Genomic DNA, 20,140 nt, shown 5'->3' on the forward strand with positions numbered 1-20,140 from the left:
CTGCGACCCCGGCCCCTGGGGGCTGCCGCCCCCAGACGGGCTGGAGTGCCTGGGCCGGCGCTGAGAAGTGCCGGCCTCAAGCAGCCGAACCCCTCAAGTGCCGCTCCGCGAAGTCCAGTTCCAGGCGTACCTGCTTGATTCGCTCGTCCACGACCAGGGAACCGTGGCCCGCGTCGTAGCGGTACACCTCGTGTACCGCCCCGCGGGCCTCCAGGCGCTTGACGTAGTTGTCGATCTGCCGGATCGGGCAGCGGGGGTCGTTCACGCCGGCCGCGATGTAGACCGGGGTCCTCACCTGGTCGACGTAGGTCAGGGGGGAGGAGGCCTCGAAGCGTTCCGGGACCTCTTCCGGGGTGCCGCCCAGGAGGGTGCGGTCCATGGCCTTCAGGGCTTCCATCTCGTCGTGGTACGCCGTGACGTAGTCGGCGACGGGGACGTTCGCGATGCCCAGCGTCCATGCGTCCGGCTGGGTGCCGAGGCCGAGGAGGGTGAGGTAGCCGCCCCAGGAGCCGCCGGTCAGGATGAGGCGGGCAGGGTCGGCCAGGCCGGAGGTCACCGCCCATTCGCGGACCGCAGCGATGTCCTCCAGCTCGATCAGGCCCACCCGGTGCTTGAGCGCGTCCGTCCAGGCACGCCCGTAGCCCGTGGAACCGCGGTAGTTGACCCGCACCACCGCGTACCCGTGGTCCACCCAGACCGCCGGGCCTGCCGCGAACGCGTCGCTGTCGTGCCAGGTGGGGCCGCCGTGGATGTCGAAGACGGTGGGGAGGGGGCCCTCGGCGCCCGCGGGACGCTGGACCAGGGCGTGGATGCGGCCGCCCGGCCCCTCCACCCACACGTCTTCCACGGGGACCGAGCCCGGGGACTTCAGGCCGGGCGGATCCAGCACCACCCGTCCCGTCGTCGACCGCACTGCCGACGGCTCCGCCGCCGACGACCACAGGTACTCCACGCTGCCGTCCGGACGGGCCGTCGCCCCGGACACCGAGCCCGCCGGGGTCGGGATCCGCTCCAGCTCACGCCGGGACAGGTCGTACCGGAACAGTTCGCTGCGGGCCTCGAAGCTGTGCGCGATCAGCAGGCCGGTCCCGTCCGGATACCACTCGGCGCTGACGTCACCGGGCAGCTCCAGCGCGAGGTCCGTCTCCTCCCCCGTCGCCACGTCCCACACCAGCGGCTCCCAGCGGCCACGCCGCTGGTGGCCGATGAGCAGGCGGGCGTCGCCGTCCACCGGGGCGAATCCCAGGACCTCCAGGCCCAGCTCCTGCGTGCCGCCCTTGGTGTCGTCGAGCTCGGCGACGGCCGAGCCGTCGGAGCGCAGGACGCGCAGCGCGGAGTGCATCGCGTCGCCGTGCTCGGTGTGCTCGACGGCGATCAGCGTGCCGTCGTGCGAGAGGTCTCCGACCCCGGCGGACTCGCGGTGGCGGTAGATCTCCACCGGGGGCTCGCCGGTGCGGGCCAGATGGACGGTCGTGCCGTCCTCGTCCGTCGAGCGGCCCACGATCGCCGTACGGCCGTCCCGGCCGAGGGCGAGGCCGGCCGGGTAGGACGGGTCCAGGCCCGGCGCCGCGAGTTCGTCCTCGCCGCCGGTGAACGGCTGGCGGCGCCAGACGCCGAACTCGTCGCCGTCCTTGTCGTCGAACCACCAGATCCACGCGCCGTCCGGGGTCAGCGCACCGTCCGTCGTGCCGTTCGGCCGGTCGGTCACCTGGCGCTGCTCTCCCGTCGCACGGTCCCAGGCGTACAGCTCGTACGTCCCTGTGGCGTTCGACACGAACAAGGAGCGGTCCGGGGCGTCCTCCGCCCAGTCGGGCAGCGACACCCGGGGGGCCCGGAAGCGCTTCTCCCAGTCCGGCATGCCCTTGCCCGGCGTGCCCTTGTCCTGCATGTGGTGATCCCGCGAATCGGACCCGTGGCTCTCAGTCATGGCCCCATAGTGCCTGGCCCGGCCCACAATTCGCTGCCGAGGCCCCCAGCCTGTGGATAACTTCGCGACCATGCGCTCCGCGATCCCCCGGAGTGGAACGAGGCCAACCGCACCATGTGGGACGAACGCGTCCCGCTGCACGCCGCCGGAGCCTTCCACGACCTCGCCGATTCGAGTCCTTCGAGGAGCGCGACGGCTGCTTCCGGTTCCCCATGACGGTTCCCCGCGGGCCGGCCGCGGGTTCCGCTGGTGTACTCGCTGCGGGCCCGCGAGGACTGACCGGCCCGACCGAAGGACTGATCGCTCGATAGCCGGGCGTTCACGCAGGTCAGGGCCATTGTCAGTGGCGGGGTGCAGACTCCGTTCCATGACCGATCTGCGCAGGACAGTCGAGAGGTTCTGGGCCACCGCCGCGGCCCGGGAGTGGGACGCGTTCGCCGAGACCCTCGCCGAGGACGTCGTGTACACGCTGCCGCAGACCCGCGAGCGCATCGGCGGGCGGGAGCGGTATGTGCAGTTCAACCGGGAGTACCCGGGGGACTGGCGGCTGCGCGTCGAGCGCGTCGTCGCCGAGCGGGAGCAGGTCGTGACCTGGATCCACTTCACGGTGGGACTGGAGGAGATGTACGGCATCTCGTTCTTCACGGGGGACGGCAGCGGTCGCATATCCACGGTCACGGACTTCTGGCCGGAGCCGTATGAGCCGCCGGCCGGCCGGGAGCACCTCGTCGAGCGGTACTGACCCCGCGGCCCGGCCCTTCGCCGGAGCCCCGTACCTTTGAGGGCGTGTACCGGTTTCTGCTGACGCCCCGTTGGTGGGGGATCAACGTCTTCGTGCTGCTCGCCATCCCCTTCTGCGTGTTCATGGGGTCCTGGCAGCTGAGCCGGTTCGAGACGCGGGTCGAGGACCACCGCAGCGCAGGGCAGCAGGCCGCGGAGAACAAGCAGGAGGCGGCGCGCCCGCTCGCCGAGCTGCTGCCCGTGGACAAGGCGACGGTGGGCAAGCAGGCCACCGCGAGCGGCCGGTACGGCAAGCAGCTGCTCGTGCCCGACCGCCGGCTGGACGGCAAGCAGGGCTATTACGTCCTGACGCTGCTGCACACCGACGACGGCAGGACCCTGCCGGTGGTACGGGGCTGGCGGCCGGGCGACGCCGATCGCGCCGCGATCCCCGCAGCACCGTCCGGCGAGGTCACGGTCACCGGCGCGCTCCAGGCGTCCGAGGTGCCCGGCGAGAACGGCGTGCCCGCGCAGGGCGGCCTGCCGTCCGGCCAGACCGGGGCGATCAGCGCGGCGTCGCTGGTGAACCTGGTGCCGGACGACGTCTACGACGCCTGGGTCACCCTCAACAAGGCCGACTCCGGTATGAAGCCGGTCCCGGTGGCCGCCCCCAACGACACCGGGCTCGACCTGAAGGCGTTCCAGAACCTCGGCTACACCGGCGAGTGGTTCGTCTTCGCGGGCTTCGTGGTCTTCATGTGGTTCCGTCTGCTGCGCCGCGAGGCGGAGTTCGCACGGGACGCGGAACTGGGCCTGATCCCGGACGGCGAGACCGACGGGGACGCGGGGACCGCCGTGGACGCAGGGAACCGGGCCGGTGCCGGGGAGCCGAACGAGGGCCCGGCGCAGGAGAAGGCGAACGCCTAGGCGCACGCCGGGCGCGACAAGGCCCGGTCGGCCGGGGACAGCGGCGCTGCCGCCCGTGCCCTACGCACCCGGCAGCAGGCCCGTCCAGTACACCGTGCCCGCGCAGGCGTTGGACACCGTGACCGTGGCGCTCGGGGCTCCGGCCTCCGGGGTGTTGGTGACCGCGACGCTGCCGTCGGCCGTGGTGTCCTCCGTCAGCAGCTGCGTGGAGGTGCCGGTGTCGCCGCCCGTGGACGTGCCCTCGGTCGTGCCGGGGGTGTCCTCGGTGGGGGTCGGGTCCGGCGAGGGGTCGGGACCGCCCGAGCCGCCGCCGTTGTTGTCGCCCGTCGTGGGGCAGGTCGCCGAGGGGAGCCAGGCGAACTTGACCTCGTAGGAGGCGCCCGCCTTGAGGACGAGGGAGGCGTACTCCGTCGACGGGTCGGGCAGGCCCACCGCGGCGTCACCGGCGATGTGCCGGGCCGAGGTGACCTTCGTCGGGTCCGCGGCTCCCTGCGGAACCACACCGACCGTGCCGGGGCCGCTCACCGTGCACTCGGTGCCGGAGACGTTGCTGAAGCGGAAGGTGCCGTACACCGTGCCGGACGAGTCGGGCAGGTCGGCGGAGGCACCGGACGCGCCGAGCTGGTCCGGGGTGCACACGGCTATGCCGGCCGTGCTGGTCGCCAGGGGGTCGTCGGGACTTCCGGAGCCCGTGCCGGGACCGGTGCCGGTGCCCTTGTCGTCTTCCTTCTCGCCGCCCTGGCCCTTGTCCTCGTCGGTGCGGCCCGAGGTGCCGCCGGAGGTGCCCGCGCCGCCTTCCGTCTGCTTGCCCTCCCCTGCTCCGCCCTGCGCCTGCTCGCCGTGGCCGGCGACGGACGGGTTGACGTCGGAGCCGGTGGAGTTGGAGACGTGCAGCAGAGCCGGGACTGCGGTGCCGATGAAGAGCACCGCGGCCGCCGCGCCGACGAGCGCCTGCCGCTTGCGCGCCCGCCGTGCGGGGACCGCCCGCCGCAGATGGTCCAGTGTGCCGTCGCGCGGCTCGATCTCGTCGACCGCGGTGTGCAGCATGCGGCGCAGTGCCAGCTCGTCCGAGTCGAACCCCTCGGGGCTCTGGTCGTCGGGGCCGTGGTTCACAGTTCCGTTCCCAGCGTGCGATTGCTTCGGCTGTTGCTTGTCCGGCCACCCTGCCGGGTCACGCCGGCCGTCATGGTCCTCGCTCATGCCGGCGCCTCCATGGCGACCCGCAGCGCCGCGATGCCGCGCGAGCCGTACGCCTTCACCGAGCCCAGCGAGATGCCGAGCGTATCGGCGACCTGGGCCTCGGTCATGTCCGCGAAGTACCGCAGGACCAGCACCTCGCGCTGCCGGCGCTGCAGGCCCTTCATCGCCTTGATGAGGGAGTCGCGTTCGAGCTGGTCGTACGCCCCCTCCTCCGCGCTCGCCATGTCCGGCATCGGCTTGGACAGCAGCTTCAGGCCGAGTATGCGGCGGCGCAGGGCGGATCGGGACAGGTTCACGACGGTCTGGCGCAGATACGCCAGCGTCTTCTCCGGGTCACGCACCCGCTTGCGCGCGGAGTGGACGCGGATGAAAGCCTCCTGGACGACGTCCTCGCAGGAGGCGGTGTCGTCGAGGAGGAGCGCCGCGAGACCCAGCAGCGAGCGGTAGTGCGCCCGGTAGGTCTCGGTGAGATGGTCGACGGTCGTGCCGGCCGCCGCGCTGTTCTCGGCGAGCTCGGCGCCGTCGCGCTGACCTGGGATGCGGGTGGGCCGCGCTGCGGGCATGGGCGCGATCACCGGCATGCCGCCGGGCGTACCCATGCGGGGTCGGACGGGACGGCGGGGCGGCCGTAGGGCCGTACCGCGGGTCGCCGCGCTGAAGTCGAGAACCTCTGCCACGCCAGTTGGACACGCGTCCCCCCGAGAGGGTTGTACGTGCCGGACGTCACTTTTGCGTCAGTCCCCGCAAGGGGCCCTCCGCACACGGCAGCCGAACCTCCGGACCCCGCAGCCGACCGTCTCGTGCCAGGCAGCACAACTGACCGTGCGTCAAACGCCCACATGCCTACCCGCTCTTCCCTTATGTCTATATATGAGCGGACGTCCCCACGCCTGCTCATTCGGCGTCCCCACGCCAGAAAAAACGCGTCTCCACACCCCATAAGGGCGACCGCAAAGACGCTCCCCGCCCTGCAAGCGGTTGCAAGAGCGGGGAGGAAAATCTTCAGCTGCCGCCGGGGCCCGGTTCAAGTGGTCCGGACCATCGATCAGCTCACACTTTTCACACAGATCCTACAAACGAATCGGCCCAGGCCCAGGGGTTTTCCGGTGCCACCGGGGCCCTCACGCAAACTCCGCCGCCACGAGCTCCGCGATCTGCGCGGTGTTGAGGGCCGCGCCCTTGCGCAGATTGTCTCCGCAGACGAAGAGTTCGAGCGCCGTCGGATCGTCGAGCGCGCGCCGCACCCGGCCGACCCAGGTCGGATCCGTGCCGACCACATCGGCGGGTGTCGGGAACTCGCCGGCATCCGGGTCGTCGTACAGCACGACCCCCGGTGCCGTCGCCAGGATCTCGCGCGCCTTCGCGACCGTGACCTCGCCCTCGAAGCGGGCGTGCAGGGTCAGCGAGTGCCCGGTCAGCACCGGCACCCGCACACAGGTCACCGCGACCGGCAGCTGCGGCAGCCCGAGGATCTTGCGGGACTCGTCCCGCACCTTCATCTCCTCCGACGACCAGCCGTCCTCGCGCAGCGACCCGGCCCACGGCACGACATTCAGCGCGACCGGCTCCGGGAACGGCCCGGTGTTGTCGCCGACGGCCCGCCGTACGTCACCGGGTGCGGTCCCCAGTTCCGTACCGGCGACCAGGGACAGCTGCTGCCTGAGCGTCTCCACACCGGCGCGCCCGGCACCGCTCACCGCCTGGTACGAGGACACCACCAGGGAGCGCAGCCCGAACTCCGCGTGCAGCGCGCCCAGCGCCACGATCATGGAGAGGGTCGTGCAGTTGGGGTTGGCGACGATCCCGCGCGGCCGCATCCGGACCGCGTGCGGATTGACCTCGGGGACGACGAGGGGCACCTCCCGGTCCATGCGGAAGGCGCCCGAGTTGTCCACCACCACCGCGCCCTTGGCGGCGGCGACCGGCGCCCAACGGGCGGCCACGTCGTCGGGGACGTCGAACATCGCGACGTCGACCCCGGCGAAGGCCTCCTCGGTGAGCGCCACCACCTCGACCTCCTCGCCGCGCACGGCCAGCTTGCGGCCGGCCGAGCGCGGCGAGGCGATCAGACGGATCTCACCCCAGATGTCCGCACGCTGGGACAGGATCTGGAGCATGACCGAGCCCACGGCCCCGGTCGCTCCCACGACCGCGAGCGTCGGTCGTCGGCTCATCGCCCGGTGCCCCCGTAGACCACGGCCTCGTCGCTGTCCGAGTCGAGCCCGAAGGCCGAGTGCACGGCGCGCACGGCCTCGTTGACGTCGTCGGCGCGGGTGACCACCGAGATACGGATCTCCGAGGTGGAGATCAGCTCGATGTTCACGCCGGCGTCTGACAGCGCCTTGAAGAAGTCGGCCGTGACACCGGGGTTGGTCTTCATGCCGGCGCCGACGAGGGAGATCTTGCCGATCTGGTCGTCGTAGCGCAGCGAGTCGAAGCCGATGCCGTGCTTGTTCTTCTCCAGGGCGTCGATGGCCTTGCGGCCCTCGGCCTTGGGGAGCGTGAAGGAGATGTCCGTCAGGCCCGTGGAGGCGGCGGACACGTTCTGCACGATCATGTCGATGTTGATCTCGGCGTCGGAGATCGTCCGGAAGATCGCGGCGGCCTCGCCCGGCTTGTCCGGCACACCGACGACCGTGACCTTGGCCTCGGAGGTGTCGTGCGCGACACCGGAGATGATGGCCTGCTCCACCTGCTTGTCCCCTTGCTCGATCGGCTCGCTGCTGACCCACGTGCCCTGAAGTCCGCTGAAGCTGGACCGGACGTGGATCGGGATGTTGTACCGGCGGGCGTACTCCACACAGCGGTGGAGCAGCACCTTCGAGCCGGACGCAGCCAGCTCCAGCATGTCCTCGAAGGAGATCCAGTCGATCTTCTTCGCCTTCTTGACCACGCGCGGGTCGGCGGTGAACACGCCGTCGACGTCGGTGTAGATCTCACACACCTCGGCGTCGAGCGCGGCTGCCAGCGCGACCGCGGTGGTGTCCGACCCGCCACGCCCGAGCGTGGTGATGTCCTTCTTGTCCTGGCTCACGCCCTGGAAACCGGCGACGATGGCGATGTTGCCCTCGTCCACCGAGGTGCGGATCCGGCCCGGTGTCACATCGATGATCCGGGCTTTGTTGTGGACCGAGTCGGTGATGACACCTGCCTGGCTGCCGGTGAACGACTGGGCCGAGTGGCCCAGGTTCTTGATCGCCATGGCCAGCAGGGCCATGGAGATCCGCTCTCCCGCGGTCAGCAGCATGTCGAGCTCGCGCCCGGCAGGGATCGGGGATACCTGCTCGGCGAGATCGATCAGCTCGTCCGTCGTGTCGCCCATCGCGGAAACCACGGCGACCACCTGGTGGCCGTTCTTCTTGGCTTCCACGATCCGCTTGGCGACGCGCTTGATGCCCTCGGCATCGGCTACGGAGGAGCCTCCGTACTTCTGCACGACAAGGCCCACGTGCGCTCCTCGCTCAGTCCGTGTGTGTCGGCTCAGTTTACCGAGCGTCCGAAAACGACCTTGGGGTTCCCAGATGGTGAGATTCGGACGCTCCGGGATGGTGTCTGCCCGGCCCCGGGCAGGGCACTCCGGAAAGTGGGGCAGGTCACTACCGGCGGGGCACCGACGTCAAGAGGGCATTGACGCTCTCCGTAGCCAAACGCTAACTTCGCGTCGTCGTCGCCACACCAGGAGCACACGGCTCCATCGGGACTTGCGACGCGAAGGACCCTCCTCCTTTGACGACTGCGACCGCTTCAGAGATCCAGCACGTCACTCCAGCCGCATCGGCACCCGCCACGGATCACCCGGCAACGGATTCCCCGGCCGCCCTTTTCAAGATCGAACCTTTCACACCCCACTGCGAAGTCATCCGCACCGCCGGCGACCACGCCGTCATCGGCGTCTCCCCCGGCAACAGCTATTTCTCCGCCGCCCGCGTCCACGACCTGGCCCGCTGGGGCCTCGCCCTCTTCGAGCGGGTGGACTTCGTCTACACCGACCTGTACGTGGCCGAGATGTACGCCGCCTCCGGCTATCCGCCCGAGGACGCCCGCCGCAAGGCGGTGAAGAACCTGCGCGGCGTGCGGGCCAAGGTCCTGGGCGCCGTCCAGGCCGTCGACCCCGGCGGCACCCGCCTGTACGCCCACGCCATGTCCGACTTCCGCGGCAACGCGGCGTACCGCGAGATCCACGACCGGCTCCAGGCCCGCCTCGCCACCGACGACGACTTCCGCACGACCTGCGAGAAGCTCATCGACACCTTCCTGGCCGGCAAGGCGGGACGCGCGAGCGACGCCCAGCGCGAGGTCTGCCTGGCCTACGTCTGCGCCGAGGCCCCCCTCTTCCTGGACACCCCCGCCATCCTCGGCGTCCCCTCCTCCCTCAACTGCTACCACCAGCTCCTGCCGATGGCCGAGCTGCTCTACTCCCGCGGCGCCGGCCTGCGCGCCTCCCGCAACCAGGGGCACGCCATCGTGACGCCCGCCGAGGGAACCGACCCGGAGGAGACCGGCACCGATGTCCGCTGAAACACTCACCGCGATCGACTTCCCGTTCTCCTGGCGCGGCGACCAACTCCCCGCCGAAGTCGAGGAGTTGCGCACCGGCACGCCCGTGCGGCGCGTCCGCACGATCGCCGGCGACGAGGCCTGGCTCGTGTCGTCGTACGACCTGTGCAGGCAGGTACTCGAAGACCCGCGGTTCAGCCTGAAGGACACCTCCGCCCCCGGCGTGCCCCGCCAGTACGCGCTGACGATCCCGCCCGAGGTCGTCAACAACATGGGGAACATCACCGGGGCCGGGCTGCGCAAGGCCGTACTGAAGGCGCTCAACCCGAAGAGCCCCGGCCTCGCCGAGTGGCTGCGGTCCTACGCCGCCGAGCTCGTCGACGGGCTGGTGCGCGAGGGCGCCCCGGCGGATCTGCGCGGCGCCTTCGCCGACCCGTACTCGGCGGGCATGCACTGCCGCATCCTCGGCATCCCGCAGCAGGACGCGCCCCGTCTGATGCGCAGTCTGGACATCGCGTTCATGAACTCGGCCTGCCCGGTCGCGGGGGCCCGGCTGAACTGGGACCGGGACATCGGGTACATGGCCGAGCGGCTCGACGACCCGGCGACGACGGGTTTGATGGCCGAACTCGCCGCCCTGCGCGCGGACCCCGAATACGGCCACCTCACCGACGAGATGCTCGCGACGGTCGGGGTGACGATGTTCGGCGCGGGCGTCATCTCCACCGCGGGCTTCCTGACCATGGCGCTGGTGTCGCTGATCCAGCACCCGGAGCTCCAGGCCGAGCTGATCGCGCACCCCGACAGGATCCCCGCGGCCGTGGACGAACTCCTGCGCATCAACCTGTCCATCGGCGACGGCCTGCCGAGGCTCGCGACCGAGGACGTACAGCTGGGGGATGTGCGGGTGAAGGCGGGCGAGCTGGTCCTCGTCCTCGTCGAGGGAGCCAACTTCGACCCGGCCGCCTTCCCCGACCCGTACACGGTCGACCTCGCCCGCGAGAACAGCACCGCGCACCTCTCGTTCGGCGGCGGCCGGCACTACTGCCCCGCCACCGCCCTCGGCCGCAGACATGCCGAGATCGCACTGGAGACCCTGCTGGAGCGGATGCCGGACCTGCGCCTGGCGGTGCCCATCGAGCAGTTGGTGTGGCGGACCGGCTTCATGAAGCGGATTCCGGAGCGGCTGCCGATCATGTGGTAACAGCGGTTTTGCCCGCATCTCGCCTGTTCACGGGCTCGGCGGCCGGACGTCTTTAAAGTTCAACCACTATGGTTCGCCCTGTGCGCGTACTCCTGGTGGAAGACGACGAGCCGGTCGCCGAGTCGCTCCGGCGCGGACTCCTGCGGTACGGCTTCGAGGTGGCCTGGGTCACCACGGGCAGCGCGGCGCTGAGTCACGACGACCCCTACGACGTCGTACTCCTCGATCTCGGCCTCCCCGACACCGACGGACTCGACGTCTGCAAGGCCCTGCGCCGGCGCGGCGACGTGCCCATCATCGTGATCAGCGCGCGCAGCGACGAGACGGACCGGGTGGTCGGGCTGGAACTCGGCGCGGACGACTACGTGTCCAAGCCGTTCGGGGTCCGCGAGGTCATCGCACGGATAAGGGCGGTGATGCGGCGCGCCCGGCCGCGTCCGTCCGCCGAGACCGGCCCGGACCGCTACGGGCCCCGCCTGACCGTCGACCGCAAGGCCGCCCGGGTCCGCCTGGACGGCACGGAGGTTGCCCTCGCGCCCAAGGAGTACGACCTGTTGGCCTTCCTCACCGAGGAGCCCGGGGCGCTGATGTCGCGCGAGCAGATCATGGAGGCGGTCTGGGACGCGAACTGGTTCGGCCCGACGAAGACGCTGGACGTGCATGTGGCGGCGCTGCGGCGGAAGCTGGCGGGGGCGATCACGATCGAGGCGGTGCGGGGGGTCGGGTTCCGGCTGGAGATCGTCAAGGGTGACGGGGGCGGGAGCGGCGGGGGCGACGGCGCGTCATGATCCGTCAGCTCGTCCGCAGTTACGTCCTGCTCGTCGCGGTCGCCATCGCCCTGTTCACCGTGCCGGTGGCGTTCACGCTCACCGACCAGCTCCGGGACGACACCAAGGCGTCCGTCCTGCGCGAGGCCGACGCCATGGCCCTGCTGCTCGGCAACGACGAGAGCGCGGCGTGCGAGGCCCTGGAGGAGGTGGCCAACGCCTACGAGGACGAGATCCAGGTGACCGCCACCGCGGGCTGCACCGCCGACCTGCCGCGGCCCACGGCGGACGCGGCACTGACCAGGGCCCTGCGATCGGGCGAGTCCTCGGTCGACTGGGGCTCCGACTTCATCTGGGGTGACCACCTGGTCGTCACCGTCCCGGCGCACGAGGGGGCCACGGCCGGCGACCACGACAAGGGCCCGGTCGTCGGCGCCGTACGCATCAAGTACTCGACCGGCGAGATGACCAGCCGCCTGTGGCAGATCTGGGGCTTTCGCGCGGTCCTCGCCGTGCTCGTCCTGGGTGTGGCCGCGGTGATCGGCGTCGTGGTGGCCCGCCGCCTCACCCGTCCCCTGCGCCAACTCAACGACATGGCGAGCAAGTTCAGCGACGGCGATCTCACGGCCCGCTCGCCCGTCACCGGCCCGCAGGAGACACAGACGCTGGCCCGCACCCTCAATCAGGGCGCGGAACGACTGGACACCCTGATCGCCTCGCAGCGCATCTTCGTCGCGGACGCCTCGCACCAACTCAGGACCCCTCTCACGGCGTTGCGGCTGTCGCTGGACAACATCGCGGACGGTGTGGACGACGAGTTCGTCAAGGAGGACGTGGAGCAGGCGACCGCGGAGGTCGTCCGGATGAGCCGCCTGGTGAACGGCCTGCTGGTCCTGGCGCGGGCGGAGGCGAAGGTCACCGCGGCGGAGCCGCTGGCCCTGTGGGACATCGTGCAGGAGAGGCTGGCGGTGTGGAGGCCGGCCGCCGACGAGCGCGGAGTCACGATCGCGCTCAGGGGGAGTGCCGACGGCCGGCTGCTTGTGCTGACCAGCCCCGGTCACATGGAGCAGGTGCTGGACAACGTGCTCTCGAACGCCCTGGAAGTGTCACCGGACGGCGGCACGATCACGGTCCGGGTGGAGCCGCGGGGCGACGAGGTGGTGCTGTCGGTGGACGACGAGGGCCCGGGCATGCCGGACACCGACAAGTCCCGTGCCTTCGACCGCTTCTGGCGTGGCAAGGGCCTGACCGGGCGCACGGGCTCGGGGCTCGGCCTCTCCGTCGTCAAGCAACTGGTGACCGACGACGGCGGGGCGGTGGCCCTGGACGATGCCCCCGGGGGCGGGCTGTCCGTGCGGATCAGCCTTCGGGCATCTTCGAGGAGTGGTGGTTGACGATGAGCCACTCACCGCCGCGCTTCTCGTACGCGTACGTGTAGCGGGCCTTGACGACGCTCGTCTCACCGGTCTCGGGGTCGGTGAGCGTGAACTGGTAGGTGCCGGCGTCGATCACGGAGTTGTTGTCGAGGACGTTGATGTGCGTCTCGATCTTCTTGCCGACGGGCTTGTTGGCGAGGAAGTGCTCGAAGTAGTCGACTATCGCGGCATGGTCGGCGCGGACCTGGTTGGACACGGTGGGCAGCAGGACCGCGTCGCTCGCATACAGGTCCGCGACCTTCTCCGGGTCGCCGGTCCGCAGCGTCCTGTTCCACTGGTCGAACAGGCCGGCTATCTGCTTCTTGCCGGGCTTCCCGTCGCCCCATCCGGGCCCGGCGACCGCGGCACCGGCGGCGACGGTGCCGACGGCTACGACCGCGGTGGCGGTGACAACGGCTACGTGCTGATGGAACGACGAGTCATCGCATCTCCAGGGTCTGGTGGAAGTGACTCCAGACTCGCCCGGCGCCGGTTAGGGCCCGTGCAGCGGACGTACAGGCCCGGGACAACACGTCTCCAACTCACGTTGCGCGCCCGCCCGATCACACAGCGGCGGTCGTCACGCCCTGCGTGCCGTCGACGACGAAGGGGGCTGCACCCCGTCCCGGAGTGCGCTCACACCCCGAACAGCTCCACCCGGCCGTGGTCCAGCTCCGCTCCCACCGTCTCCTCACCGGGCGGTATCACGGTGTAGGTGCGGGCGAGGAAGCGGTGCACGTCCGATGTGGCGAAACCGGAGCGCACGCTGGCGAGCCCGGCGGGGGCGCGCAGCCCTTCGCTCAGCAGCACGCGGGCGAACGTCCAGGTCGTGACCTCGCCGTCGAGGGTGACGTGCATGGCCGGGCTCCGATTCGGGGGCGGCTACGCCGGCCGGGGCGGCCGTTGCGCGTGCCTGTGAGACCGCCCGGGGGCCCGACGCATTACGCCGGTTCAGAAGCCGTGTCCCATAACCCGCGTCACACCCGCCGGAGTACCTACTTCGCCGGGCGCAGCCCCAGCGGCTCCACGATCTCCTGCTCCATCACCTTGCCGGCCTCGAACTCCAGGGTCTCGTCGCCCATGCCCTGGTCGGTGTCCAGGCCGTCCAGCTCCGCCAGGGGCTGGTCCAGGCGGACGTGGGCGAGGACCGAGTGCAGGGCGCGCAGGGTCGCCGAGGCCGTCGAGCCCCAGTTGGAGAAGTAGGAGAACTGCCACCACCACAGGGCCTCGGTGGTGCGGCCGGCGCGGTAGTGGGCCATGCCGTGGCGCAGGTCGGTGATGACGTCGGCCAGGTCGTCGGAGATCCGGGCCGGAACCGGGGCCCTGCGGGGCTCGTAGGGGTCGAAGACCTCCGAGTAGACGTCCACCGGGTCCAGCAGGCGGGCGAGGTTCTCGCGCAGTTCGTCGACGTCGGGCTCCGGGCCCAGGTCGGGCTCGTAGCGCTCCTCGGGGACGATGTCCTCGTGAGCGCCCAGCCGGCCGCCGGCCAGGAGGAGTTGGGAGACCTCCAGGAGCAGGAAGGGCACGGTCGAGCCCGGCTCGTCGCCCTTCGCCACTTCCGTGACGGCGACCAGGAAGCTCTCGATCTGGTCCGAGATCTGGACCGCGAAATCGTCCGGGTTCTGCTCGGTCGCGTGCAGCGTGGCGTCAGACATCTAGGAGTCGTCTCCCCTCGAAGGCGCGGCCGAGGGTGACCTCGTCCGCGTATTCCAGGTCGCCACCCACCGGGAGGCCGCTGGCCAGGCGGGTGACCTTCAGGCCCATGGGCTTGATCATGCGGGCGAGGTACGTGGCCGTGGCCTCGCCTTCCAGATTCGGGTCCGTGGCCAGGATCAGCTCCGTGACCGTCCCGTCGGCCAACCTCGCGAGAAGTTCTCGTATACGCAGGTCGTCCGGACCGACACCCTCGATCGGACTGATCGCGCCGCCGAGGACGTGGTAACGGCCGCGGAACTCGCGGGTCCGCTCGATCGCCACGACGTCCTTCGGCTCCTCGACCACGCAGATCACCGCCGGGTCGCGGCGCGTGTCCCGGCAGATGTTGCACAGCTCTTCCTGCGCGACGTTCCCGCACATCGCGCAGAAGCGGACCTTCGCCTTGACCTCCATCAGGGCCTGCGCGAGGCGCCGTACGTCCGTCGGTTCCGCCTGCAGGATGTGGAAGGCGATCCGCTGCGCGCTCTTGGGACCGACGCCGGGCAGCCGCCCCAGCTCGTCGATGAGGTCCTGGACCACGCCTTCGTACAACGGACTGCCGTCCTTCCTGGGTCCTGCGGTTCCTTACGGTACGTACGGTAGTTGGCGTCGGCCCGTCTTAGAAGGCAAGCCGGACAACACCCGCGGCGTCAGAAGGGCAGGCCGGGGATGCCGCTGCCGCCGCCCAGGCCCTGGGCCAGCGGGCCGAGCTTCTGCTGCTGGAGCGCCTGAGCGTTCTCGTTGGCCGCCTGTACGGCCGCGATGACCAGGTCGGCGAGGGTCTCGGTGTCCTCCGGGTCCACCGCCTTCGGGTCGATCTTGAGCGCCCGAAGTTCGCCGGAGCCCGTCACGGTGGCCTTCACCAGGCCGCCGCCCGCCTGGCCCTCGACCTCCGTCTGCGCCAGTTCCTCCTGCGCCCTCGCCAGGTCCTGCTGCATCTTCTGGGCCTGCTGGAGCAGCTGCTGCATGTTGGGCTGGCCACCACCGGGGATCACGATCAGCTCCTTGCTCTGTACGGCTTTCCCGTTCAGCACGAGCCTACGTGGTCCGGGCAGCCGTCGCCCCGGCACTCTTTCGAGTGAGAGGAACTGGAGTCCTATACCTGATCAAGACCCCCTTCCGGGCGGAAAAGAGGCGAAAGGCATCTCTTCGCCACCCATTGGGCGGTAGGAAGGGTCCGGCGCGTCAGCCTCAGGTGTTGCGTGACGTTCCGTGCGGCGCGGTGGTCGTACCCGGGTCGTACGTGCGGTCACACACCGTGATCAGTAGGGAGTGCCGGGTGGGTCAGCCGGAGATGCAGCCCGACAGGTCGCCACAGGACGGGCGGGGCGGCGAAGGGGCGGCCGGACTGCGGCCGGGCGATCTGACGGGTCGGGCCTTTCCGCTCGGGGACTGGGGAGAGCCGGCGGTGCGGCTGGACGAGCTGTACCGGTGGGTGGAGCGGGGGGCGCTGAACACGGCCGCGTGGTATCTGGCGGACCGGGTGTGGAAGCGGCGGGGGGCGCGGGCGTTGCGGGGCGGGGCGGCGTTCGGGGCGGTCGTGGGGGCCGCGTTGCCGTTGCTCGATCTGACGGAGACGGCGAGCGGGGCGGCTCCCTGGGGGTATCTGGCGCTGCTGCTCGCGGTGGCGTGCGTCGCGGCCGACCGGTTCTTCGGGTTGACGTCCGGGTGGATAAGGGACGTCGCCACGGCCCAGGCGGTGCAGCGGCGGCTGCAGGCGCTGCAGTTCGACTGGGCGACGGAGAGCGTGCGGGAGGTTCTGGGGCCGGCCGAGGGGACGGCGGGTGAGGCTGCCGAGCGGTGCCTGGGGGTGCTGCGGCGGTTCTGCGAGGACGTGACGGAGCTGGTCCGTGCGGAGACGTCCGACTGGATGGTGGAGTTCCGGACAGGGTCCGCGCCGCTGGGCATCCAGTCCGCGCTGGGCGGGGGAACCCGCCACGACACGGGCACGGCCTTGGGCCGGTTCCCCGCCGCCCCGGCGAACGGCACCCGCCCGAACATGCCCCGCCAACGTCCCCCGGAGATCCGGTGACGCGACCCCCACCGAGCAGCACAACGCCGCCGCGGGCACGCCGCCCGGCCGCCGGAGGTCACTCGCACAGACTCATCGCCTGTCGGCACGGCAGATGCCCCTTCTCGCGGATCGCCTGCCGGCTCGTCTCCTCGTCGAGGTAGGCGAGGAAGCCGGCGGCGAGGGTCCCGTTGCGAGGGGTGCCGTAGGTGTAGGCGTATTCGACGTCGCGATACGGATAGGTGCTGCCGTTGGTCTCGATCTCGTCGATGTCGGCCTGTTTGCCGTCCAGCGGGACCGTGGCCACGCCGTCCTTCTCGGCGGCCTCGGCGAGGGCGAGTTCGCTGTAGCCGATGGCGCCGCGCGCCGCCGCGACCTTCTTCAGCACCTCGCCGGTGGAGGCGAGTTCGCAGCGCACGACGACCGAGGGGTTCTCCCGGCAGTCCAGGGAGGTACTCGGCGCACTCTCCCACCGCCCGTCCAGCACCCGCTCCTGGAAGATCTGCCGGGTCCCGGAGTTGTCCCCCCGGCTGACCAGGACGATGGGCAGGTCGACGAGGTCGCGGTACTTCGTCTCCCGCTCCGCCTCGGACATCAGCTGTCCCCAGCGGGTGTACGTCCCCGCGTACAGCTCCCGCACCTGCCGCACCGACAACCCAGCCGCCGCGAACGCGTTCCCTTCGCCTGCGACCAGCGTGTAGGCCGACAGCGCGATCTTCTTCCCCCGCAGCCCCAGCCGCTCCCCCGACGGTCCGTCCGAGAAGGCGATCACAGAACGGGCGCTGTCCTTCGACCGGCGCGCCAGCGCGTCGAGTTCGACGACACCGAGCTCGCTGCCGCGCGCCTCGACCGTGATGTCGGCGCCCTGGCACTTGCCCTCGTAGTCCTTCGCGAGCGTCTCGATCACGGGCGCGAACGCGGTCGAGCCGGTCACCGTCAGCCCGCCCCGTTCGCACTCGATCGGATTGCCGTCCCGGAAGACGACGATCCCGGCGAGCACCAGCACGGACGCCGTGAGCAGGGCGGTGAACACCCGCGCCGGGAGGCTGAAGACGTTCTCCTTCTCGTCCGGGGTCGCACTGCGGTTGGGGTGCACCTCGCCTTCCCGGATCCCGCCGTACAGCCGTATCTCGCGTCCCACGTCACCGCCGGAGAGCAGCACGAGCAGCTTGAAGTAGTCGCCGCGGTTGAGCGGCACCCGCGGGATGCGCAGCCGGTTGCCGTCGTAGCCGAAGCCGCGGTCGGCGCTGAAGTGGTCCATGATGTGGTCGATGTCGGTCGGCTGCGTGACCGAGACACCGCGAATCGTGCGGTCGGTGAACACCGCGGTCAGCCCGTGCCGTTCGGGGCTCGTGTAGTCGTCGCGGTCGATGCTCTGCGAGCCGTCGTTCTCTATGCGCAGCAGGACCAGCGTGGCGTCGACCATGCCCGGCGCCTCGTCGAACAGGCCCAGGCGCCGGTTCTCCCGGCCCGAGCGCACGTCGTCGCCGATCGCGTTGTCCATCTGGACGCGATAGCCGATCCGCTTGCGGCGCGGCACCCGGCGCTCGTACCAGACCATGACACCGGACGCGACGACACCGATGACCGCCGTCCCGATGGCCACGACGTTCTCTGCGCTCAGCCACTCCACGTGGGTGCCCCCGCTACTCCCCGGAGTCGGATGGTGGGGTCACCGTACGCGCGCACAGGGGAACATACGACCGACTCCTGCGGGAGTTCGCGTTTTGTTCAACTACCGCACAGGAAAGGGGCGTTCACCGGAATCACGCCGCCGTTCCTCCTACTGCTTCCGGTACGTCAGTTTCTCGCCGCTGCTCGTGTTCACCCGCTCCAGCCGGCCGTCCGGCAGCAGCGTGATCTCGGTGGCGCCGCCCGGCGAACAGGAGGTGGCGGGCTCGCCGGTCGTCACGGTGGACGGGCCCATCGCCAACGGGCCGTTCCCGACCGGCGCCCGGGTCAGGCCCGCCTCGAACTCGCAGTGGTAGGTGCCGGTTCCGGCGGGACCGTCGGCGACGAGGGAGAGAACCGTGTCGCCGACCTCGCCCTGCCGGATGGTCAGCCGGCGGGTGTTCGCGCCGTCCGCGTTGTCGATCGAGGCCGTCCAGGTGCCCAGGAAGCCGGCCGGGATCACACCGTCCCCCGGCGCCGAGGTGGCCGGGCTCGGGGACGGGCCGGGGGCGGTCGGGTCGTCGCCCCCGGAGCCGGTCGTGTCGGTGGTGACGGTCGGGGAGACGGCCGGATCACCGCCGGTCCGGTCCCCACCGCCGCCGTTCATCAGCCCGTACACCGAACCACCGGCGGCGAGCGCGACGACCAGCGCGATGAGGACGAGGGCCACCGTGGAACGACCGCTGCGGCGGGGCTCCTCGGGGGCGCTGGGAAGGTACGGCAGCGGTACGTCGTACGGCGGGGTGGGGCCGTACGACGAGCCGGGACCGTACGGCGGGTTCGGGCCGTACGAGGGTGTGGCGCCGTACGACGGGGCCGGGCCGTAGGGCGAGTGCGGGCCGGGCTCCGGGTAGCCGTACGCCGGCTGCTGCGGGTGCTGCTGCGGAGAGCCGTAGGCCGGGGCGCCGCCGGGGGCGGCGGCGTCTCCGAAGGCGCCGCCGGGCGGGGCACCCGGCGCCGGCGGCGGGCCGATCCGGGTCGCGGCGGCGGTGGGGAGCTGGTCCGGCGGAGTCGCCCCGGCGGCCGGGGCGTGCTCGGGCGAGGCCGCGGGGGTCGGCTCCCCGGAGCCACCCTCCGCCGTGCCGGAACGCGCGGGCCCTGCCGGACCTCCGGGCCTCGCGGACCCCTCCGCTCCCCCGGCTCCGCCGGCTTCCCCCGGCCCGACCGGATCCTCCGCGTCCAGCAGCCGCACCGCATGCCGCCCCAGCTGCGCCACCAGCGCACTCGGCAGCCACGGATCCCGGGACCGCCCCCCGGAGACGGTGTCCTCGGCCCCCGTACGCTCCAGGATCCGGTCCAGTGTCGGCCGGGCGCCCGGGTCCTTGCGCAGGCAGTCCCGCACCAGCTCGGCGATCCCCTCGGGCACCCCCTCCAGGTCCGGTTCCTCCTGGGCGATGCGGAACATCAGGGCGTGCGCGCCGCTGTCGACGGAGCCGAAGGGCAGCCTGCCGGTCGCGGCGTACGAGAGCACCGAGCCCAGGCAGAACACGTCGCACGCGGGCGTGATCCGGTCCCCGCGCACCTGCTCGGGCGCCATGAAGCCCGGCGAGCCGACGAGCGCGCCGGTGCGGGTGAGCCCGCTCTCGCCGCCCACGGTCTCCAGCGCCCGGGCGATCCCGAAGTCGATCACGCGGGGCCCGTCGATGGTGACCAGCACATTGGACGGTTTCAGATCCCGGTGCACTATCCCCGCGGCATGGATGTCCTTGAGCGCGTGCGCCAGCCCGGCCGTCAGGATCCGCACCGAGCGCTCGGGCAGGGCCCCGTGGTCGCGCCCGACGACTCGCTGCAGGCTGGGCCCGGCGACATACCCGGTGGCGACCCAGGGCACGTCGGCCTCGGTGTCCGCGTCCAGCACCGGCGCGGTCCAGAACCCGCCGACCTGCCGCGCGGCCTGCACCTCCTGCCGGAACCGGGCCCGGAACTCCTCCTGGGCGGCCAGCTCCCGCCGGACGAGTTTCACGGCGACGGTACGGCCGCGGTCGGAGCGGGCGAGGTACACGTCCCCCATGCCGCCCGCTCCCAGCCGCGCCAGCAGCCGATAAGCCCCGATCCGCTGTGGATCACCCGACCCCAGCTTCTCCATCGCTCGCCCCCAACCCCACC

At 71.2% G+C, this 20,140-nt stretch carries 18 protein-coding genes and 1 pseudogene; 7 read left to right on the forward strand and 12 right to left on the reverse strand.

What is annotated here, in order from left to right:
• Window positions 1-76 precede the first annotated feature (76 nt).
• Complete coding sequence (locus ACZ7L5_RS14060) at window positions 77-1,927, reverse strand: S9 family peptidase (RefSeq protein WP_471516832.1); 1,851 nt, start codon at window positions 1,925-1,927, stop codon at window positions 77-79.
• 367 nt (window positions 1,928-2,294) lie between these two features.
• On the opposite strand from ACZ7L5_RS14060, the gene ACZ7L5_RS14065 reads away from it, so the two are divergent.
• Window positions 2,295-2,669, forward strand: a complete 375-nt coding sequence (locus ACZ7L5_RS14065) for a nuclear transport factor 2 family protein (protein ID WP_471516833.1) — start codon at window positions 2,295-2,297, stop codon at window positions 2,667-2,669.
• Window positions 2,670-2,713: 44 nt separating this feature from the next.
• Window positions 2,714-3,574, forward strand: coding sequence for an SURF1 family protein (locus ACZ7L5_RS14070; protein WP_471516834.1), 861 nt, complete (start codon window positions 2,714-2,716; stop codon window positions 3,572-3,574).
• 60 nt (window positions 3,575-3,634) lie between these two features.
• Here ACZ7L5_RS14070 and ACZ7L5_RS14075 read toward each other — a convergent pair whose 3' ends face one another.
• The 4 genes from ACZ7L5_RS14075 to ACZ7L5_RS14090 form a co-directional block, all read right to left on the reverse strand.
• A complete protein-coding gene (locus tag ACZ7L5_RS14075; protein WP_471516835.1) occupies window positions 3,635-4,774 on the reverse strand; it encodes a hypothetical protein in 1,140 nt (379 codons plus the stop codon).
• Complete coding sequence (locus ACZ7L5_RS14080) at window positions 4,771-5,451, reverse strand: SigE family RNA polymerase sigma factor (protein WP_328880257.1); 681 nt, start codon at window positions 5,449-5,451, stop codon at window positions 4,771-4,773. The genes ACZ7L5_RS14075 and ACZ7L5_RS14080 overlap by 4 nt, the downstream gene beginning before the upstream one ends.
• A gap of 444 nt (window positions 5,452-5,895) precedes the next feature.
• A complete protein-coding gene (locus ACZ7L5_RS14085; RefSeq protein WP_471516836.1) occupies window positions 5,896-6,948 on the reverse strand; it encodes an aspartate-semialdehyde dehydrogenase in 1,053 nt (350 codons plus the stop codon).
• Window positions 6,945-8,222, reverse strand: coding sequence for an aspartate kinase (locus tag ACZ7L5_RS14090; RefSeq protein WP_328880259.1), 1,278 nt, complete (start codon window positions 8,220-8,222; stop codon window positions 6,945-6,947). Before ACZ7L5_RS14090 ends, ACZ7L5_RS14085 begins: the two co-directional genes overlap by 4 nt.
• 278 nt (window positions 8,223-8,500) lie before the next feature.
• Between ACZ7L5_RS14090 and ACZ7L5_RS14095 the strand changes: the two genes are divergently transcribed.
• From ACZ7L5_RS14095 to ACZ7L5_RS14110, 4 genes are all read left to right on the forward strand, one after another.
• Window positions 8,501-9,292 (forward strand): cyclodityrosine synthase, encoded by a 792-nt coding sequence (locus ACZ7L5_RS14095; protein ID WP_471516837.1) that lies wholly within the window; start codon window positions 8,501-8,503, stop codon window positions 9,290-9,292.
• On the forward strand, window positions 9,282-10,475 hold the full coding sequence (locus ACZ7L5_RS14100) for a cytochrome P450 (protein WP_471516838.1): 1,194 nt from the start codon (window positions 9,282-9,284) through the stop codon (window positions 10,473-10,475). Before ACZ7L5_RS14095 ends, ACZ7L5_RS14100 begins: the two co-directional genes overlap by 11 nt.
• A gap of 80 nt (window positions 10,476-10,555) precedes the next feature.
• Window positions 10,556-11,263, forward strand: coding sequence for a response regulator transcription factor (locus ACZ7L5_RS14105; protein ID WP_471516839.1), 708 nt, complete (start codon window positions 10,556-10,558; stop codon window positions 11,261-11,263).
• Window positions 11,260-12,636, forward strand: coding sequence for a sensor histidine kinase (locus ACZ7L5_RS14110; RefSeq protein WP_471516840.1), 1,377 nt, complete (start codon window positions 11,260-11,262; stop codon window positions 12,634-12,636). Before ACZ7L5_RS14105 ends, ACZ7L5_RS14110 begins: the two co-directional genes overlap by 4 nt.
• On the opposite strand, the pseudogene ACZ7L5_RS14115 reads toward ACZ7L5_RS14110, so the two are convergent.
• From ACZ7L5_RS14115 to ACZ7L5_RS14135, 5 genes and pseudogenes are all read right to left on the reverse strand, one after another.
• A pseudogene (locus ACZ7L5_RS14115) lies at window positions 12,602-13,075 on the reverse strand (SgcJ/EcaC family oxidoreductase); the annotation flags it as partial. The gene ACZ7L5_RS14110 and the pseudogene ACZ7L5_RS14115 sit on opposite strands and share 35 nt — an antisense overlap.
• Window positions 13,076-13,293: 218 nt before the next feature.
• Window positions 13,294-13,515 carry a hypothetical protein gene (locus ACZ7L5_RS14120; protein WP_471516841.1) on the reverse strand — a complete coding sequence of 74 codons (222 nt, stop codon included), beginning with the start codon at window positions 13,513-13,515 and terminating at the stop codon, window positions 13,294-13,296.
• A gap of 137 nt (window positions 13,516-13,652) precedes the next feature.
• Entirely contained in the window at window positions 13,653-14,312 is a 660-nt protein-coding gene (locus ACZ7L5_RS14125) for a DUF5063 domain-containing protein (RefSeq protein WP_328880267.1), read from the reverse strand.
• On the reverse strand, window positions 14,305-14,904 hold the full coding sequence (gene recR, locus ACZ7L5_RS14130; protein WP_107904689.1) for a recombination mediator RecR: 600 nt from the start codon (window positions 14,902-14,904) through the stop codon (window positions 14,305-14,307). Before recR ends, ACZ7L5_RS14125 begins: the two co-directional genes overlap by 8 nt.
• A 98-nt stretch (window positions 14,905-15,002) precedes the next feature.
• Window positions 15,003-15,347 (reverse strand): YbaB/EbfC family nucleoid-associated protein, encoded by a 345-nt coding sequence (locus ACZ7L5_RS14135; protein WP_328425310.1) that lies wholly within the window; start codon window positions 15,345-15,347, stop codon window positions 15,003-15,005.
• 284 nt (window positions 15,348-15,631) lie between these two features.
• On the opposite strand from ACZ7L5_RS14135, the gene ACZ7L5_RS14140 reads away from it, so the two are divergent.
• Window positions 15,632-16,384, forward strand: a complete 753-nt coding sequence (locus tag ACZ7L5_RS14140; protein ID WP_471516842.1) for an SLATT domain-containing protein — start codon at window positions 15,632-15,634, stop codon at window positions 16,382-16,384.
• A 58-nt stretch (window positions 16,385-16,442) separates the two neighbouring features.
• Here ACZ7L5_RS14140 and ACZ7L5_RS14145 read toward each other — a convergent pair whose 3' ends face one another.
• A complete protein-coding gene (locus ACZ7L5_RS14145) occupies window positions 16,443-17,996 on the reverse strand; it encodes a PstS family phosphate ABC transporter substrate-binding protein (RefSeq protein ID WP_471516843.1) in 1,554 nt (517 codons plus the stop codon).
• Between the two features lie 150 nt (window positions 17,997-18,146).
• Window positions 18,147-20,120 carry a serine/threonine-protein kinase gene (locus ACZ7L5_RS14150; protein WP_471516844.1) on the reverse strand — a complete coding sequence of 658 codons (1,974 nt, stop codon included), beginning with the start codon at window positions 20,118-20,120 and terminating at the stop codon, window positions 18,147-18,149.
• Window positions 20,121-20,140: the final 20 nt, after the last annotated feature.

It is taken from the genome of Streptomyces sp. NPDC107528, assembly GCF_055639295.1.

Bases quoted from the DNA above. Each gene is read 5' to 3' on its own strand.
- ACZ7L5_RS14060 (WP_471516832.1), bottom strand. From the start codon at position 1,927: ATGACTGAGAGCCACGGGTCCGATTCGCGGGATCACCACATGCAGGAC.
- ACZ7L5_RS14065 (WP_471516833.1), top strand. From the start codon at position 2,295: ATGACCGATCTGCGCAGGACAGTCGAGAGGTTCTGGGCCACCGCCGCG.
- ACZ7L5_RS14075 (WP_471516835.1), bottom strand. From the start codon at position 4,774: ATGAGCGAGGACCATGACGGCCGGCGTGACCCGGCAGGGTGGCCGGAC.
- ACZ7L5_RS14085 (WP_471516836.1), bottom strand. From the start codon at position 6,948: ATGAGCCGACGACCGACGCTCGCGGTCGTGGGAGCGACCGGGGCCGTG.
- ACZ7L5_RS14100 (WP_471516838.1), top strand. From the start codon at position 9,282: ATGTCCGCTGAAACACTCACCGCGATCGACTTCCCGTTCTCCTGGCGC.
- ACZ7L5_RS14110 (WP_471516840.1), top strand. From the start codon at position 11,260: ATGATCCGTCAGCTCGTCCGCAGTTACGTCCTGCTCGTCGCGGTCGCC.
- ACZ7L5_RS14120 (WP_471516841.1), bottom strand. From the start codon at position 13,515: ATGCACGTCACCCTCGACGGCGAGGTCACGACCTGGACGTTCGCCCGC.
- ACZ7L5_RS14125 (WP_328880267.1), bottom strand. From the start codon at position 14,312: ATGTCTGACGCCACGCTGCACGCGACCGAGCAGAACCCGGACGATTTC.
- ACZ7L5_RS14150 (WP_471516844.1), bottom strand. From the start codon at position 20,120: ATGGAGAAGCTGGGGTCGGGTGATCCACAGCGGATCGGGGCTTATCGG.